Below are 17,307 nucleotides of genomic sequence, written 5' to 3' on the forward strand. Positions count from 1 at the left end.
CGGAGCGAATCATGCGTCATACGTCTTCGTTCGTTACCTTGTTGTGCGCGACGCTGCTCGCGTTGCTCGTCAGTGCCTGCGGCGGCGGGGGCGGTGGCTCCGGCGGTTCCAGCTCCTCATCGAGCTCCGGCACGACGAGCCTTTCGGCCGGTCCCACCGTCACGAATACCTCGCCTTCGCCGCAAGTGGTGGCCGCCAACGCGGTGCGCGTGACGGTCGACTCCGGCGTGAGCAACGTGCCGAACATGCCGTTCGTCAGCATCACGATTTGCGCGCCCGGCACCAGCCAGTGTCAAACCATCGATCACATCCTGGTGGATACCGGTTCGTGGGGCGTGCGCGTGTTCGCTTCGCAATTGCCGGCCTCGATGGCGCTGCCGCAGCAGAAGGACGCCTCGGGCCATCTGGTTGCCGAATGCATGCAGTTCTTCGACGGCTACACATGGGGTTCGGTGAAGCTCGCGGACCTGCAGATCGCCGGTGAAAAAGCGGCCTCGCTGCCGATCCAGGTGATCGACCCGAACTACGCTTCGGTGCCGTCCGATTGCGCGAGCGTCGGCGCGTCGCGCAACACGCCGGGCACGTTGCAGGCCAATGGCATTCTGGGCATCGGCGTGTTCAAGCACGACTGCGGCGCGAACTGTGTGCAACAGGCGGTGGCCGGCACGTATTACGGCTGCAGCGGCACGACCTGCACGTCGATTCCGCTTGCTGAAGCGCTGCAGGTCGCCAACCCGATTCCGTACTTCGCGACCGACAACAACGGTTCGATGTTGAGTCTGCCGACGGTGTCGGGCGGCGCGCAGTCGGTCAGCGGGCAACTGGTGTTCGGCATCGGCACGCAGGCCAACAATGCGCTGGGCAGCGCGCAGGTGATCGGCGTAAGTGCGTCGAACGGCACCTTTACGACGGTGCAGAACGGCACGACGTATTCGAGCAGTATTCTGGACAGCGGCTCGACGGGCCTGTTCTTCCAGACCAGTGCGTTGCCGACATGCGCGAGCCCCAATAGCGCGTACTACTGCCCGGTGTCGACCCAATCGTTGAGTGCGATGATCCAGGGGGTGAACGGCACGACGAGCGCGGTGAACTTCAGCGTCGGCAATGCCACGACGATCTCGCAGACGTACAGCGGCGATTCAGCGTTGCCGCTGCTGGCTGGACCGGCCTTTGTGACGTCCTCGATTTTCGACTGGGGCCTGCCGTTCTTCTACGGGCGTAACGTGTACGCCGCCGTCGAGCAGCAGACGACGCCTGGTGGTACGGGGCCTTACGTCGCGTATTGAGCGATCGCCAGGTTTGGCTCCGATGAAAAAAATCCCGCTGCCGGTTGATTCGGCAGCGGGATTTTTTATGGGTTCTCGAAGCGTTCCATGTGCGGTTATTGCAATTGGACTAACGCCGGCGTGCGGCCCGCTTGGCGGGTGCTGCTTTGGCGGCGGCGGGTCCGGATTGCAACGGCGGCGCTGACGACGCGGCTGTCTCCATGACAGGTGCCTGCACGGGTTCTTGTGACATGACGGGTTGTGCGACCGGTTGTGGCGCAGCCAGTGGCACCGGCTGCGCGACCGGTTGTGCCGCCACCGGTTGCAACGCCCCAGCCTGCGCCGTCTTTAACGGCGCCTGCCCCGTTCCGGCTTTACGCGCCGGCTTCGCCGCTTCGCGCGGTTGCGTTTTGTCGCCGGCTGCCGCAATCACCCGATGCACGAACCGCAGCTTATCCACCACCGGCGAGGCCAGCGTGAACGGATACCCGTCGGGCATGCCGAGACTGCGGTTCAGGCTGTTCAAGGCATACGTGAGCGGAAACCAGCGTTTCATCAAATTCTCGAAGCTCGCGTCTTCGACGGGCGTGCGGTCGGTCAGCGTCGGCTCGCTCGGGTCGTCGGGCAACAAGGCGAGGCCGTACGACGTCGACGTATCCAGCACGTCGACGATCAGCATGTAGTGCGCCCACGTCTCGGCCCAGTCTTCCCAGGGATGCATCGTCGCGTAGGCGCTGATATACGAGGCCTGCCAGTCCTTCGGTGCGCCGTCGCGGTAGTAGGCCGTCAGCGCTTCGCCGTAGTCGGCGCGCTCGTCGCCGAATAGCTTGCGGTAGGGCTTGAGCCAGCGCGGGTCGTTCTCGACCAGTTGGCTGAAATAGTAGTGGCCCGTCTCATGGCGGAAGTGGCCAAGCAGCGTGCGGTAGGGCTCGCCCATCGCGCTGCGCACCTTTTCGCGGTAGGCGTCTTCGGCTTCGGCAATGTTCAGCGTGATGAGCCCGTTGTCGTGGCCGGTCATGACGCGCTCGCCGTCGTCGCCGTCTTCGAGGAATTCGAATGCCAGCCCGTATTCGGGATCGTCCTTGCGCGAGAGCACGTCGAGGCCGAGCGCGGCCAGCGTGTACAGCAGACGCCGCTTCGCCATCTCCAACCGGTACCAGTAGAGCCGGTTGTCCGGCGCGCTCAGATTCGGGATCGTGCGCGTAAGCTGACAGGCGCGGCACAGCGTGTCGGGCGAGTCGGCGGGGATCATCCAGTTGCAGACATTTTCGACCGCGTAGTTGTGGCACTGCCGGAACAATGCACCCTCGCCACGCGGATGCAGACTGCGCCAGCGGCCTTCGCCGGCGTCTTCGAAGGCACTGATTTCGGCCAGTTCAGGCACATATCCGAGCAATGCCTCGCACCGTTCGCAACGAACGTTTTCATAGAACACAAGGTGCGAGCAGCGATTGCAGTGGAAGGTTTTCATCGATAGAGCCTGGGTGTGGGGGCAGTCGTGGAGCGAAGCCGACGCGCAATCTTCATGCAGCATTTGCCAGACGTCACTGGTTTAACGCACATTACGTGCATGATCGTGCATCGGCGCTGCGCCGCTTTGGTGCGCGGCTACCGAAAAGGCAGTGGAAAGGCGCGCTGATCGATCGACCGGACGGTCGACAGATGCGGCAAACTTCGCAGCAGGCTGTAATCCGGGCGGTACAGGCAGTTCACGCGGTTTTTCGATCCACGGCATGAAGCTTGCTTTTTGGCGGGCTGCCATCCCTTGTCCAGGAGTCCGGTGTGTCCATACGCGTTGCGTTGAATCATGTCACACATTACCGCTACGACAGGCTGGTTGCGCTGTCGCCCCAGGTCGTGCGTCTCAGGCCTGCGCCGCATTGCCGGACCCCCATTCTGTCTTATTCGATGCGGGTCGAACCGGCTGAACACTTCATCAACTGGCAGCAGGACGCGTTTGCCAACTATCAGGCGCGCCTCGTCTTCCCCGAGAAGACCCGCGAATTCAAGGTGACCGTGGATCTGGTCGCCGAGATGGCGGTCTACAACCCGTTCGACTTCTTTCTCGAACCGTCGGCGGAACGGTTTCCGTTCGAGTATGAACCCGGCCTCGCGCTGGAGCTTGCCCCGTACCTCGTCAAGCGGGCCATGACGCCGCGCTTCGCCGAGTTCGTCGCGAGTATCGACCGCAAGCCGATGGTCACCGCCGACTTCCTCGTCGCGCTGAATCAGCGGCTGCAACGCGAGATCCGCTACCTGATCCGCATGGAGCCCGGCGTGCAGACGCCCGAGGAAACGCTGGTGAGCGCCGCGGGTTCCTGCCGTGATTCGGGCTGGCTGCTGGTCGAGACGTTGCGGCAACTGGGGCTGGCGGCGCGCTTTGTCTCCGGCTACCTGCTGCAGCTCGCGCCCGACGTCAAATCCATCGACGGCCCGAGCGGCACCGAAGTCGACTTCACCGACCTGCACGCATGGTGCGAGGTCTATCTGCCGGGCGCGGGCTGGATCGGCCTCGACCCGACCTCCGGCCTGCTCGCCGGGGAGGGCCATATTCCGGTCGCCTGCACGCCCGAACCCGGCAGCGCGGCGCCGATCTCCGGCGCGGTCGACGAGTCCGAAGTCGAGTTCGAGCACACCATGTCGATCGAACGGGTACTGGAGACGCCGCGCGTCACCAAGCCCTTCACCGAAGAAGTGTGGAGCGACGTCGTCAAAATGGGCGAGCAGGTCGACCAGCGCCTGACCGAGATGGACGTGCGCCTAACGATGGGCGGCGAGCCGACCTTCGTGTCGGTGCGCGATCGCGACGCCGCCGAATGGAACACCGACGCCCTCGGCCCCACCAAACGCGGCTACGCGGTCGCACTGATGGACAAGCTGCGCTCGCGCTACGGCGCTAACGGCTTTCTGCATATCGGCCAGGGCAAGTGGTATCCGGGCGAACAGTTGCCGCGCTGGGCAATGTCGCTCTACTGGCGCGCCGACGGCGAGCCGTGCTGGCAAGACCCTACGCTATTCGCCGACGAACGCGAGCCGGGCACCTACACGGCCGCCGACGCCCAGCGTTTCCTTTCTCATCTGGCGGGCAAACTTTCGCTCGACACGGACTGCATCCAGCCCGGCTTCGAAGACGTCTGGTACTACCTGTGGCGCGAGCGCCGTCTGCCGGTCAACGTCGATCCGCTCGATGCGCGTCTGGATGACGAGCTGGAGCGCGTGCGTCTGCGGCGCGTGTTCGACGCGGGCCTGGGCGGCGCGACCGGTTTTGTGCTGCCGCTCGCGCGCGAACGCGACGTGCCGAACGAGCCGCCGAAGTGGGTCAGCGGCCGTTGGTTCTTCCGCGACGAACGCATGTTCCTGATTCCCGGCGATTCGCCAATGGGTTATCGCTTGCCGCTCGATTCGCTGCCGTGGGTGTCGAAGACCGACTATCCGTATCAGCACGCACACGATCCGTTTGCGCCACCGGTGCCATTGCGCCCGGCTGCGCAATTGCGCATGCAATACGACGGCGAGCAGCGCACCTTGAGCGCCGCCGATGCGCGGCGTGCGGCGGCGTTGTCGTCGTCAGCGGCGGATTTGTTGAGCGGCATGGCGGGCAGCGGCGTGCTGGCCTTTGCGCCTCAGTCAGGCGACCAGCAGCCGCCGGAGCGTGGGCAGTCGTCGAAGGAAACGTTGCGTACGGCGATCTGCGTCGAAGCGCGCGACCCGAAACGGGCCGCCGGTCCGAAGGCGGAAACCGAAGCGTTCGGCAGCGGCCGCTCGCTGCTGCATGTGTTCATGCCGCCGCTCACCGAACTCGACGACTATCTCGACCTCCTTGCGGCGATCGAAGCGACGGCCGCCGAGTTGCAGATGCAGGTGGTGCTCGAAGGCTATCCGCCGCCGCGCGATGCGCGCCTGAAGGTCCTGCAGGTGACGCCGGACCCAGGCGTGATCGAGGTGAACATTCATCCGGCTTCGAGCTGGGAGCAACTGGTCGACAACACGGAGTACCTGTATCAGTCCGCGGCCGAGAGCTATCTGAGCAGCGAGAAGTTCATGACCGACGGCCGGCATACGGGAACCGGCGGCGGCAATCACTTCGTGCTCGGTGGCGCGACGCCTGCTGATAGTCCGTTCCTGCGCCGTCCCGATCTGCTGGCCAGTTTGATCGCGTATTGGCATAACCATCCGTCGCTGTCGTACCTGTTTTCCGGGCTCTTTATCGGGCCGACGAGCCAGGCGCCGCGTGTCGACGAAGCGCGCAACGACCAGGTGTATGAGTTGGAGGTGGCGTTCCGCGAGTTGCAGCGGCAGATCGATCTGCTCGGCGGCCGCGACAGCGCAAACCTGCCGGCGTGGATGATCGACCGCTCGTTGCGCAACATCCTGATCGACGTGACGGGCAACACGCACCGCGCCGAGTTCTGCATCGACAAACTCTATTCGCCCGATGGTCCGACTGGCCGCCTCGGCCTGCTCGAATTGCGCGGCTTCGAAATGCCGCCGCATGCGCGCATGAGTCTCGTGCAGCAGTTGCTGCTGCGCGCGCTGGTGGCGCGCTTCTGGCACACGCCGTACACGCAGCGGCTCACGCGCTGGGGCACGGAACTGCATGACCGCTTCCTGCTCGGCACCTTCGCGAAGATGGATTTCGACGACGTGCTCGGCGAACTCAACCAGGCGGGCTTCGCCTTCGAGAGCAGCTGGTTCGCGCCGCACTTCGAATTCCGCTTCCCGCTGGTCGGCGCGACCACAGTGAACGGCGTCTCGCTGACGATCCGCAACGCGCTCGAACCGTGGCACGTGATGGGCGAAGAGGGCTCACCCGGCGGCACGGTGCGTTATGTGGATTCGTCGGTGGAAAGGCTCGAAGTGCGCGCGCTCGGTTTGAACGACAACCGTCATGTGGTGACGGTTAACGGTGTGCCGGTGCCGCTTCAGCCGACGGGCCGCGTCAGCGAATATGTGGCCGGTGTGCGCTTTCGCGCCTGGGCGCAACCGTCGGCGCTGCATCCGACCATCGGTGTGGATGCGCCGCTCACCTTCGACCTGGTCGACACATGGACTGGCCGCTCGGTCGGCGGATGCCAGTATCATGTCGCACATCCGGGCGGGCGCAACTATCAGACCTTCCCGGTCAACGCCTACGAGGCCGAAAGCCGGCGGCGCGCACGCTTCTTCGCATCCGGTCATACGCCGGGGCCGCTCACGGTCGGTGTACCGCAGCGCAGCCTTGAGTTTCCGTTTACGTTGGACCTGCGCTACTGGTAACCTGGTAGACTGAAAGCGGCAGCACACTTTTAAGAACGACACGACCTTGGCCTTTCAATCGACTTTTCCTTTCGAAACGTCCGCGGCGCGCGCGGACGCTTCGTCCTTATTGCGGCTGTTGCCGGCCTACGAAGGACATTGGGACGAGTTACGCGACGCCTCGGGCGTGTTGCGCGAGCCGTGGCGGCAGTTCTTCGAGCGGCTCGGCGAAGACGGCATCGCGCGATTGGAGGATCACCGCGCGTCGATCGCGCAGCAGATCCGCGACAACGACATCAGCTACAACGTCTACGCGGATAACGGCGAGCCGCGGCCGTGGGCGCTCGACCTGCTGCCGTTCCTGATCAGCGAGGCGGAGTGGGCGCATATCGAGCGTGGCGTGACGCAGCGCGCGCATCTGCTCAATGCCATCGTCGCCGATATTTATGGGCCGCAGACCTTGCTCGATCGGGGGCAGTTGCCGCCCGCGCTGGTGTTCGGGCATCCGGGTTACCTGCGCTCCGTGAAGGGCTTCACACCGCCTGGCGGGCAATATCTGCAGGTGGTTGCCGTCGATCTGGCGCGTACGCCTGGCGGCAACTGGACGGTCATGGCGCATCGCACCGAGGCGCCATCCGGCCTGGGTTATGCGCTGGAAAACCGGCTGATCGTGTCGACGCTGTTCGCCGAACCGTTCCGCGCGATGCGCGTAAGCCGCCTCGCCCCGACCTATTCGCAACTGATCGCGACGCTTGCGCAGGCTGCTCAGGCCACCATGGCGCACGACAGTTCGGGCGCCGATGGTTTGCCCCATATCGCGTTGCTCACACCTGGACCGTTTAGCGAAACCTACTTCGAGCACGTGTTTCTCGCGCGCTATCTCGGCGTCACGCTGGTCGAAGGCAAAGACCTGACCGTGCGTGACGACATGCTGTATCTGAAGACGCTCGCCGGTCTCGAACGCGTGCACGTCGTGTTGCGGCGTCTGGACGATGCGTTCTGCGATCCGGTCGAACTGCGCGCGGATTCGAGCATCGGTGTGCCGGGCCTGTTGCAGGTGATGCGTGCGGGCAATGTGATCGTGTCGAACGTGCCGGGTTCGGGCTTTGTCGAATCGCCTGCCTTGCATGGCTTTCTGCCGGGCATCGCCGAAGTTTTGCTCGACGAAGACCTCGTGCTGCCGAGCGTGGCCACCTGGTGGTGCGGCGAAAAGGCGGCGCGCGTCCACGCATTCGGGCGTCTGGACGAAGCGTTCATCGTACCGACCTGGCCGGTCGCGGCACGCGATGCGCCGCCCGGGATCGAGCAGGGCAGGCAACGGCTGTCGACATGGCGTGAACGCATCGAAGCGATGCCCGATGCCTATACGATCCAGCAGCCGCAGCGCTTTTCCTGCACGCCGCGTTACGAAGACGGCACCATTGGCCGCCGTCCGTCGGTACTGCGTGTCTATGCGATTGCCGACGTCAACGGCGGCTGGCATGTGATGCCAGGCGGTTTCACGCGGATGGCCGCCGAGCGCCAGGCGACGGTGTCGATGCAGTACGGCGGCAGTAGCGTCGACACGTGGGTGCTGTCGAGTCAGCCGACGTCGACCTTCACGCTGCTGCCCTCGCCGATGCAACCCGCCGACCTCGCGCGCAAGCATCGCACCGTGTCGAGCCGCGCGGCGGAAAACCTGTTCTGGGCCGGACGTTATGGCGAACGCGCCGAAAACAATGTGCGGCTGTTGCGCCTGATTCTCGGCTCGCTGGAAGGCAACGACGCCGATGCGATGTTCCCCACGCTGGTCGAGCTCGCCATGCATTGCGGTCTCGTGCAATCCGGCGACATGTTTGCGCCGAATTCGCCGCAAGTGTTCGAGCGTGCGTTGGTCGCGAATCTGAGCGAAAGCACCGGCCCCACGAGCATTGGCCAGAACCTCGCATGGCAAGCACGCTCAAACGGCGAAGTGCGTGGGCGTTTGTCGAACGATCACTGGCGCACGATTCTCGCGGCGCGTAACGACTTCCGCGATGCATTGCAGACGTTGATGCCGGCTGCGGGGGGCAACGGCAATGGCAATGGTGGTGGTAACGGTAACGGCAGTGGTAGTGGTTCATCGCAGGGCGGCGCGAATGGTAACGGTCGCGCTGAGCGCAGCGAACGCTACGATCGTTATGACCGTGTGACACTGATGAACGCGCTTGAACGTTTGTCGGTGCAGCTATCGGCGATCAGCGGCGCGCAAGGCGACCGCATGACACGCGACGAAGCGTGGCGTCTGCTATTCGTCGGGCGGCACATCGAACGCGTGTCGGCGATGACGTCGTTCCTGCGAGTGGTCGCCGATAATGGCCAGCTCTCGACACCAGCCGGGTTCGATCTGCTGCTGCAATTGTTCGACAGCACGCTGACGTATCGCTCGCTGTATCCGGGCCGTTTCGAAGTACCCGCCTTGCTCGATTTGCTGGTGATCGAGCCCACTAATCCGCGCGGCGTCTATGGCGTCTATGAGCGCCTGCGCAAGAAGCTCGACGAGATCGCCGTGGCGGCGGGCAGCATGCGGCATCGGCCGTTTGCGGAATTGATGCCGCCAGCCGCTTCCTTGCCGGCACTCGAATCGCTGTGCGCCATCGACGAAGACGATTCATACGCCGACCTGATTGCGGTGTGCGATCAGATTGGCGGCTATGTCGGCGCGGCGGCGCATGAGATCAGCGCGCGCTATTTCAGCCATGCCAGTACGGTGGCTTCTCAGGTCTGGTCATGAAGCACGCGCCGACCGTCTTGTCCGTCTCGCATCGCACGACCTACCACTACTCCACGTATGTGGAGACCGCCCAGCATCTCGCGACGATCCGGCCGATCGCCTGTGCGTGGCAGCGTGTGGTCTCGCACAGCGAAAAGATCGAGCCGGAACCGTCGTATCAGACCAGCCGTCTCGATGCATTCGGCAACGACGTCCTGTACTTCGCGCTGGACGCCCCGCACGAGCGCCTGCAACTCGTCAGCGAAACTACGGTGGCGCTCATGCCGCGCTGGACCGACCTCGACCCCGAGGAAACGCCGGAATGGGAGTGCGTGGCGGACGAGTTGCGTTTCTGGGTCGGCGGCGAGTTCCGGCCCGAGGTGGAGTTCTGCTTTGCATCGCCTAACATCGTGCCGCGCCCGTCGTTGCGCGCTTATGCGCTGCCGAGCTTTCCGCCCGGCATGCCGATTGTGGCGGGTGCGATCGATCTGATGCACCGGATTCACGAAGACTTCGCGTACAAACCTTCGGCGACGATGTTCGACACGCCCGCCGAGCGCGCCTTCGAATTGAAGAGCGGGGTATGCCAGGACTTCGCGCAGGTGATGATCGGCTGTTTGCGTTCGCTGGGTTTGCCGGCGCGCTACGTGAGTGGTTATCTGCGCAACGATCCGCCGCCTGGGCAGCCGCGGTTGATCGGTGCGGATGCCTCGCATGCATGGGTGTCCGTGTATTGCCCGGAGAGTGGCTGGATCGATCTCGATCCCACCAACGACGTACTCGCCGACATGGACCACGTGACGCTCGCGATTGGGCGCGATTACAGCGACGTGTCCTTGCTGCGCGGGATGATCCTGGGGGGCGGGGCGCATCGGGTTGAGGTCGGCGTGACGGTGCTCGCGCTCTAGGCTGCGGCTTTTACCGGCCGCTTCTACTCGCTTTACCCCTTCAGCAAGCCACTTTCTAGTTGGGCGAATCCGCTCGACGTGCCGCGCGTTCGCTGCGGCACGCTCTTTTATCCCGCTTTCGGGGAAAACCCTCTCTTCTCATTCCCACTCGTCGGGAATCCAATTTTTGAAATCCGAGAATGTTCTGGCATTCTGATTCCGTTATTCATTGTGGGTAGTTTTCATCGTGAACGCGGAACAGGGTGTGACAGGGGCTGAACGGGTGCTGCTGGTGCTGGCGGCGCTCGCCAGTCATGGCAAGGCCATGTCGGTCAAGGATCTGCTCGCTGTCACCGGTCTCGCGCAAAGCACGCTGTACCGGCAAATCGCGCTGCTCAAGCGCTGGGGTTTCGTCGCTGAAAACGCGGGGCATTACGCGCCGGGTCCGATCAGTCTGCAACTCGCACTGGGTTTCGACGTGAATTCGCTGCTCGTCGAAGCGAGCCGCACGGAGATGCAGCAACTGGCGCGCGCGTCGCAGGAAAGCATCGGGCTGGTGGTCGCGGTCAAGCATCAGGTGATGTGCCTGGAAATGGTCGACAGCCAGCACTCATTGCGTTGCTCGTTCGAAAAAGGCCGCGCCGTGCCGCTGAAAGCCGGCGCCTCGGCGAAATCGCTGCTGGCGTTCATGGCCGACAAGGCACGCACGGAAGTACTCGACAACCTGTTCGACGACGACCCCGCCGGCCGTGCCGCGATCGAAGCCGAACTCGAACAGATTCGCGCTCAGGGCTATGCCGTCAGCGACAGCGAAGTCGATCCGGGCGTGTGGGGCGTGAGCGCCCCGATATTTCATCGCAGCGGACGCGGTGCCGGAAGCAGCGCGTCGATCACGCTGATGGCGCCGTCCACGCGCGCCATCGGCCGCGAAAGCCAATTCATCGACGGGACGCTACGTACGGCCCGCGCTATTTCCGAGCATATGCAAACCGATTGATCGGGCAGGGCCGCTCGCGGCCGTATTCGATCTGGATACCGAACGAACTGAACAAACTGAACGAACCGAACAAACCACAAGGAGCCCTCCCATGAAACTGAATCGACTGTTGTCCCTCGCATGCGTCACGTTTGCGGTGACGTTTGCCGGCTTTTCCGACGCGGCTTCCGCACAAACGCCGGACGTGCTGAACGTCGCCACCGACGCAACCTTCCCGCCGATGGAATACACCGAAAACGGCGCGCGCACCGGCTTCGACGTCGACATGATGAATGCGCTCGCGAAAGCGATGGGCAAACGCGTGCAATGGACCGATATCGACTTCAAAGGCTTGATTCCGGGCCTGATCGCGCATCGTTTCGACGTGGCGATCTCCGGCATCTACATCACCGATGAGCGCGCGAAAGTGGTCGACTTCACCGATTCGTACTACGCGGGCGGCCTTGTCGCGCTGGTGAAAAGCGATTCGCCGATCAAGTCGGTCGCCGACCTGAACGGCAAGAAAGTCTCGGTCCAGGTGGGCACGAAGTCGGTCAACTTCCTGCGCGACAACTACCCGCAAATCAACCGCGTCGAAGTCGAAAAGAATCAGGAAATGTTCGACCTGGTGGGCATCGGCCGTGCTGATGCAGCTGTGACCGGCAAGCCGGCCGCCTATCAACTGGTGAAGACGCGCGGCGGTTTCCGCGTGCTCGAGAAGCCGCTGACGACCGAAGCCTACGGTATCGCCGTGCGCAAGGACGAACCGCAACTGAAGGCGGCATTCAACACGGCACTGGCGAAGATCAAGGCCGACGGCACGTACGCCGCGATCGTCAAGAAGTGGTTCGGCGCCACCGCGCAATAACCGGCTGAGCGGACACAATGGAACTCGACTTTTCGCCGGTGATTACCGGCTGGCCGGACATCATGCATGGCGCGCTGGTGACGGTCGAAGTGACCGCCGCCGCGCTCGCGCTGAGCTGCGTGCTGGGCCTGCTGATCGGTATCGGCCGGCTCACGCCGAAGCGGCGCGTCGTGTACGCCTTCTGTACGGCGTACCTTACATTTTTTCGCGGCACGCCGTTGCTCGTGCAACTTTTCCTGCTGTTCTTCGGCTTGCCGCAATTCGGCATTCTGTTGCCGGCTTTCGTGTGCGGGATGCTTGGGCTTGGCCTGTATTCGGCGGCTTATGTGTCGGAGATCGTGCGCGGTGCGATTCAGTCGGTGGATCGCGGGCAAATGGAAGCGGCGCGTTCGATCGGCATGTCGTCGGGGCAGGCCATGCGCGCAATCATTCTGCCGCAGGCGATCGTGCGGATGATCCCGCCGCTCGGCAACGAGTTCATCGCGTTGATCAAGAACTCGGCGCTGGTGTCGCTGCTGACGATCGACGATCTGATGCATGAAGGCCAGAAGATCATCAGCGTGTCGTACCGTTCGCTCGAAGTGTATCTGGCCATCGCGCTGGTGTATCTGGTGTTGACGCAGGTGACGAATTACGCGCTGCATCGTGTGGAGCGCCGCTTGCGTGCAGGAGGGATGGTGCAATGAACACAGTAAAAGTAGATGAACCTATCGTCAGCATTCGTGGGCTGACCAAATCGTTCGGTTCGCATACCGTGCTCAACGGCATCGACTTCGACATTCAGCCGCAGCAGGTGGTGGTCGTGATCGGGCCGAGCGGCTCGGGCAAGAGTACCTTCCTGCGGTGCTGCAATGGGCTTGAACAGGCAGAAGGCGGCACGATCGATATCTGCGGGCATCGGCTGGTCGATCATGGGGCGATGCTCAAGGAGCGCTCGCTGAATGCGCTGCGCACCGAAGTGGGCATGGTGTTTCAGTCGTTCAATCTGTTTCCGCATCTGTCGGTGCTGCATAACATCACGGTCGGTCCGCGGATGTTGCGTGGCGCCAGCAAGGCCGAAGCCGAAGCGGCTGCAACCGCGCTGCTGGAAAAGGTTGGCCTCGCTCACAAGGCGCATGTGATGCCGGCGAGCCTGTCGGGTGGTCAGAAGCAGCGCGTTGCCATTGCTCGCGCGTTAGCGATGCAACCGCGCGTGATGTTGTTCGACGAGCCGACTTCCGCGCTCGATCCCGAGCTGGTCGGCGAAGTGCTGCAAGTGATGAAGCTGCTCGCGAGCGAAGGCATGACGATGGTCGTCGTCACGCACGAAATGGGTTTCGCGAAGGAAGTCGCCGACGTGGTGGTGGTGATGGACGGCGGCGTGATCGTCGAGGCGGGGCCACCTGCTGAAATCTTCTCGGCGCCGTCGCAGCCGCGCACGCGGGCCTTTCTGCAGGCGGTGTTGTCGCGCGCATGAGAGTTCCATTCGACGACAAGGTATGGAGCGGCCGTTCTGATGATGGTGAGCCCGGCGATACCCGGCGTATTTTCAATCAGGTGGTGCCGTTTGGCGGCGCGCGGCGGCATGAGGATGTTTTACGCGCTGCGCCATGCGCTGAAAGCGATGCGACTGTGATCGTCGGCTTTGGTTCTGACGAAGGCGTGCGGCGCAATCAGGGACGCGTTGGCGCGGCTCAAGCACCTAAGGAATTGCGCCGTGTGCTGGCCGGTCTGCCGGCGAAAACGTCGATGACGACGCTCGCCGATGCAGGCGATGTGGTGTGCGACGACGGCGACCTCGAAGGCGCGCAGGCGGAACTCGCGAACGTGGTGAGCGACGTGCTCGCGAACGGCGGCCAGCCGTTGGTGTTCGGCGGCGGGCACGAGGTTGCGTGGGGGACATATAGCGGTTTGCGCTTGCATGAGGATCGCGTGGATGGGGCTCGAGCTGAGGCCATGGCAACCGCAACCCGCAAGCTACTCATCATCAACTTCGACGCTCACTTCGATCTGCGTCAGAAGCGGCCGGCCAATTCGGGCACGCCGTTCGATCAGATTGCGAACGACTGCGCCGAGCGGGGCGTGCCGTTCAACTACGCCTGCTTCGGTATCAGCGATCTGGGCAACACCGCTTCGCTGTTCGCGCATGCAGAGGAACTCGGCGTGCGCTACGTACTCGACATCAACATGCAGGAGCCGCAATTGCCGCAGCGTCTGGACGATCTCCAGCAATTGCTGGATTCAGCGGACGACGTTTATCTGACCATCGATCTCGACGTGCTCCCGGCCGCTACCGCGCCGGCTGTATCGGCGCCTGCCGCATTGGGCGTGCCCTTGTCGGTGGTCGAAGCGATGGTGCAGCGCGTGCGTGCGTCGGGCAAGCTGCGCGCGGCGGATATTGCGGAGTACAACCCGTCGCTCGATCAGGATAAGCGCACGGCGAGGGCGGCGGCGAGGTTGGCGTATCGGTTGCTTTAATGCACGCTAACTGCACCGTGCGGCATTGAAAAGGTCGCAAGACAAAACGGCTCACCGGATTACTCCGGCGAGCCGTTTTTTATTTGCTCTTACACACGTTCGGACTTTTCGTGTGCATTTTTCAGCGTTGTCCAGTACCACTCGCAGACAGGAAACGCCAGTCTCTCGGAATAAGATTTTTTCAACCCCCAGGAGACTGACGCATGACACATAACGCACGCAAAGAAACGACCTGTCCGTTCGCCACAATAGGATCACTGGAGGAGAGAGGCGGACGCATCACAACGACTACCGGCGGCCTCACAATCGCAGGTCTGGCGAAATCGGAGTGATTCACATGCTCCGTTTGTATATCTGCATCGGCGATCAGCCAGAGACGGGGCGCGCGATCGAGCCATACGTGGGGCCGCCCACAACGTTTTACGGACATCAGGCGGCGATGATTGGCGCAGGCGTTTGCTGCAACGCCTGCAAGAGTACTGGCGTTATCGCCAAGGCAGGCGGGCCGCGCCGCCGGAAACACCACGGCAACGAAATCGCGCTCGACGGCGATATTCTGCTCTGCGGCTGCACGCGATCGCCTCGCATGGTTGCATCAATGCAACGCAATGCCCGGTTCGACGATCTTGCCGAGACGATGGGAGTGGTGGCTTCTGCGAGGACCGCGGGCGGTGGTGTCGCGTCCGTGCTGCTAGGCGCCTATGACGAACAGGTCGAAGCGAGACGCGGAGCGCGGATTGAAGGTTACCCCTATTTCATCGAAACCGAAGACGGGCGCGTGTTCTCGGGGAGGCTCGAATCCGGCTGCCGCCTACCGCGCGTATATACCGCAGTTTCTGATAACTACACCGTATATTGGGGCGATGATGCTCTCGCGAGACAGGATGGAGTCTAAGCAATGCCCAACAAGAAAACCGTAGTTAGAACGAACTCAACGCCTGGCTCCGTCAAGATCGTGGAGTTGAAAGTGGCTACGTTTTCCGAGCTATGGGTAGCCTATCCCAAGAACGAGCCATGCATTGACCCATCGACGGGCAAGCCAGCGTTCGAAGACGAATGCGCGTCCGCCTTGGCACCTGCCTCGCGAACGTGGGAATTACCAATAAGTCTTTCAAAGGCGAAAAGTGCTGGTTCCATGGGCATCCGCCCTGCCACATGCTTCGGGCGAAGGAGGTCGCACAGTGGCTTTATCGGCGCCCGTTTGCTGGCTGCCCTCTACCGGAGACGGTAACAGGAAAAGAATGGCAGACGCGTGTGGAGGGCAGGACCGGTATTATCTTCTTTGGAAGCTACTGGCGTCGCTCGCTCAAAGAGAAAGACCCTTCGGGCGATCATATCGACTTATGGAATGGCGAACGCCTCACGCCGAGTACGCAAACTACATTAAGGTTTGACGTTGGCATTCCAAAGGTCTGGAATCCCTTGTCTCTTATCGGCGTCGGTCCAGAGAATCTTTTCTCCAATCTCGCGGACGCGAAGCAGATTCTGTTTTGGGAAATAGCATGAAGACTGCGATGCAAGTACTTGCGCTATTCGTCAGCGGAGCTATCGTCGGTGGCTTGATTGGGCTGTTTTTCGCTCTGCCGCCTTCGATGGTCGAGTGTGGTGATGAGTGCGGCGTGCGAGCTTTGATTTTCTCCCTTCGCTGTGCATTGGCCGGTGGTGTCGTGCTTGCTGTCGCCGGCCGGATCATGGTGAAATCACGCCTTCGCAGTCGAGCACGTTAGTTTATGCTGCCCGGTGCTTTGCTTCGCAATAAGCCGAATTGGTGGTGAGCCGCTGGATTTCGGACTTAAGTGGACACAGCTCAAAGTTGAGTGAATCCCGATACTTACGCCGAAATTTCAAACAGACATGTGTATGAATTTCCGCATCGGAAATGCTCGTGGCCAGATTCCGCAACATACTGTTCAACGCAAGTGAACTTGACAGAGTGCGTATGCACATATACACTGCGCAGCATGACCCGTCCTCTCTCTTACGACGAATGCAACTGTTTCGCGCTGCGCCAGGCGGCCCGGCACGTCACGCAAATCTACGAACGCCATCTCGGCGAGGTAGGGCTAACGGCTGCGCAGTTCACGATTCTCGCCAAGCTCGCGCGCACGCCGAACCTGCCGATGGTGGATCTCGCGGATGCCATGGTCATGGAGCGCACCACGCTGGTCCGCGCCATGAAACCGTTGCAGCGTGACGGGCTCGTGGTCGCTGAATCGGCGGAGCATGACGGCCGCACGTTTCTGTTCAGTCTCACGGAGAAGGGCGAAACGACCTTCGATCAGGCGGCAATCGCATGGCGTGCCGCGCAGGACGAGTTCGAGGAAAAGTTCGGTCACGCACGTGCCAAGGCGCTGCGCTCCGAGCTTTTCAGCATCACCGGATAAACAACGCGTATGAGCTCGTTCCGACGAGCTTTTTTACGCCGGATTATGTGCATACGCACTCACGAAAAGGAAGCGCAGCGATGGACGGGCTTTTCGACGACGACTGCTTTGCGATCCGCCAGGCCGCACGCTATGTGTCGCAGATTTACGACCGTCACCTGGAGAATGTCGGCCTCACCATCACGCAGTTTTCGCTGATGGGGCGCTTGAAGCGCGTGGGTCCGATGACCATGAAGCAACTGGCGGAAGCTATGCGCATGCAGCGCACCACCCTGGTCCGCACGATCCAGCCGCTGCGGCGCAACGGACTGGTCTCGAGCGAGACGCTTGGGGCGGATGTGCGGGCGTTGTCGATTGCACTGACGGCCGCCGGCGAGGAGCGTTTGCAAGCCGGTCGCAAGCATTGGCATGCGGCGCAAGCCGAATTCGAGGATCGCTTCGGCGAGCAGCGCGCGGCGGCATTGCGTACGGAGTTGTTCGCCATCACAAAAGACCCCGTTTGAA

At 62.5% G+C, this 17,307-nt stretch carries 14 protein-coding genes and 1 pseudogene; 14 read left to right on the top strand and 1 reads right to left on the bottom strand.

All coding sequences use genetic code 11. The features are described from left to right. Positions 1–11: 11 nt before the first annotated feature. Positions 12–1,286 (top strand): DUF3443 domain-containing protein, encoded by a 1,275-nt coding sequence (locus tag M0D67_RS23955; protein ID WP_266239850.1) that lies wholly within the window; start codon positions 12–14, stop codon positions 1,284–1,286. 388 nt (positions 1,287–1,674) lie between these two features. Here M0D67_RS23955 and M0D67_RS23960 read toward each other — a convergent pair. Continuing rightward, positions 1,675–2,736 (bottom strand): annotated as a pseudogene (locus M0D67_RS23960) (putative zinc-binding metallopeptidase); the annotation flags it as partial. Between the two features lie 311 nt (positions 2,737–3,047). Here M0D67_RS23960 and M0D67_RS23965 point away from each other — a divergent pair. The 13 genes from M0D67_RS23965 (at position 3,048) to M0D67_RS24025 (ending at position 17,306) form a co-directional block, all read left to right on the top strand. Beyond that, on the top strand, positions 3,048–6,521 hold the full coding sequence (locus M0D67_RS23965) for a DUF2126 domain-containing protein (protein WP_266239852.1): 3,474 nt from the start codon (positions 3,048–3,050) through the stop codon (positions 6,519–6,521). Between the two features lie 46 nt (positions 6,522–6,567). Next, complete coding sequence (locus M0D67_RS23970) at positions 6,568–9,252, top strand: circularly permuted type 2 ATP-grasp protein (protein WP_154562851.1); 2,685 nt, start codon at positions 6,568–6,570, stop codon at positions 9,250–9,252. Next, positions 9,249–10,139 carry a transglutaminase family protein gene (locus M0D67_RS23975; RefSeq protein ID WP_266239855.1) on the top strand — a complete coding sequence of 297 codons (891 nt, stop codon included), beginning with the start codon at positions 9,249–9,251 and terminating at the stop codon, positions 10,137–10,139. The genes M0D67_RS23970 and M0D67_RS23975 overlap by 4 nt, the downstream gene beginning before the upstream one ends. Before the next feature lie 226 nt (positions 10,140–10,365). Beyond that, complete coding sequence (locus M0D67_RS23980) at positions 10,366–11,115, top strand: IclR family transcriptional regulator (RefSeq protein ID WP_266239857.1); 750 nt, start codon at positions 10,366–10,368, stop codon at positions 11,113–11,115. A 91-nt stretch (positions 11,116–11,206) separates the two neighbouring features. Further along, a complete protein-coding gene (locus M0D67_RS23985) occupies positions 11,207–11,962 on the top strand; it encodes a transporter substrate-binding domain-containing protein (RefSeq protein ID WP_171927857.1) in 756 nt (251 codons plus the stop codon). Positions 11,963–11,979: 17 nt separating this feature from the next. Then, complete coding sequence (locus tag M0D67_RS23990) at positions 11,980–12,648, top strand: amino acid ABC transporter permease (RefSeq protein ID WP_266239860.1); 669 nt, start codon at positions 11,980–11,982, stop codon at positions 12,646–12,648. Next, on the top strand, positions 12,645–13,418 hold the full coding sequence (locus tag M0D67_RS23995; RefSeq protein WP_266239862.1) for an amino acid ABC transporter ATP-binding protein: 774 nt from the start codon (positions 12,645–12,647) through the stop codon (positions 13,416–13,418). The genes M0D67_RS23990 and M0D67_RS23995 overlap by 4 nt, the downstream gene beginning before the upstream one ends. After that, positions 13,415–14,419, top strand: coding sequence for a formimidoylglutamase (gene hutG, locus M0D67_RS24000; protein ID WP_266239864.1), 1,005 nt, complete (start codon positions 13,415–13,417; stop codon positions 14,417–14,419). Before M0D67_RS23995 ends, hutG begins: the two co-directional genes overlap by 4 nt. 337 nt (positions 14,420–14,756) lie before the next feature. After that, positions 14,757–15,314, top strand: a complete 558-nt coding sequence (locus M0D67_RS24005; RefSeq protein ID WP_266239993.1) for a PAAR domain-containing protein — start codon at positions 14,757–14,759, stop codon at positions 15,312–15,314. Between the two features lie 161 nt (positions 15,315–15,475). After that, positions 15,476–15,925, top strand: a complete 450-nt coding sequence (locus tag M0D67_RS24010) for a T6SS effector amidase Tae4 family protein (RefSeq protein ID WP_266239866.1) — start codon at positions 15,476–15,478, stop codon at positions 15,923–15,925. Then, positions 15,922–16,146, top strand: coding sequence for a hypothetical protein (locus M0D67_RS24015; RefSeq protein WP_266239868.1), 225 nt, complete (start codon positions 15,922–15,924; stop codon positions 16,144–16,146). The genes M0D67_RS24010 and M0D67_RS24015 overlap by 4 nt, the downstream gene beginning before the upstream one ends. Positions 16,147–16,380: 234 nt before the next feature. Next, positions 16,381–16,803 carry a MarR family winged helix-turn-helix transcriptional regulator gene (locus M0D67_RS24020; protein ID WP_154562865.1) on the top strand — a complete coding sequence of 141 codons (423 nt, stop codon included), beginning with the start codon at positions 16,381–16,383 and terminating at the stop codon, positions 16,801–16,803. A gap of 80 nt (positions 16,804–16,883) precedes the next feature. Continuing rightward, positions 16,884–17,306, top strand: a complete 423-nt coding sequence (locus tag M0D67_RS24025) for a MarR family winged helix-turn-helix transcriptional regulator (protein WP_097395805.1) — start codon at positions 16,884–16,886, stop codon at positions 17,304–17,306. Position 17,307: the final 1 nt, after the last annotated feature.

The sequence above is a fragment of the Paraburkholderia sp. SECH4 genome, assembly GCF_030511745.1.
GTDB lineage: Bacteria > Pseudomonadota > Gammaproteobacteria > Burkholderiales > Burkholderiaceae > Paraburkholderia > Paraburkholderia madseniana.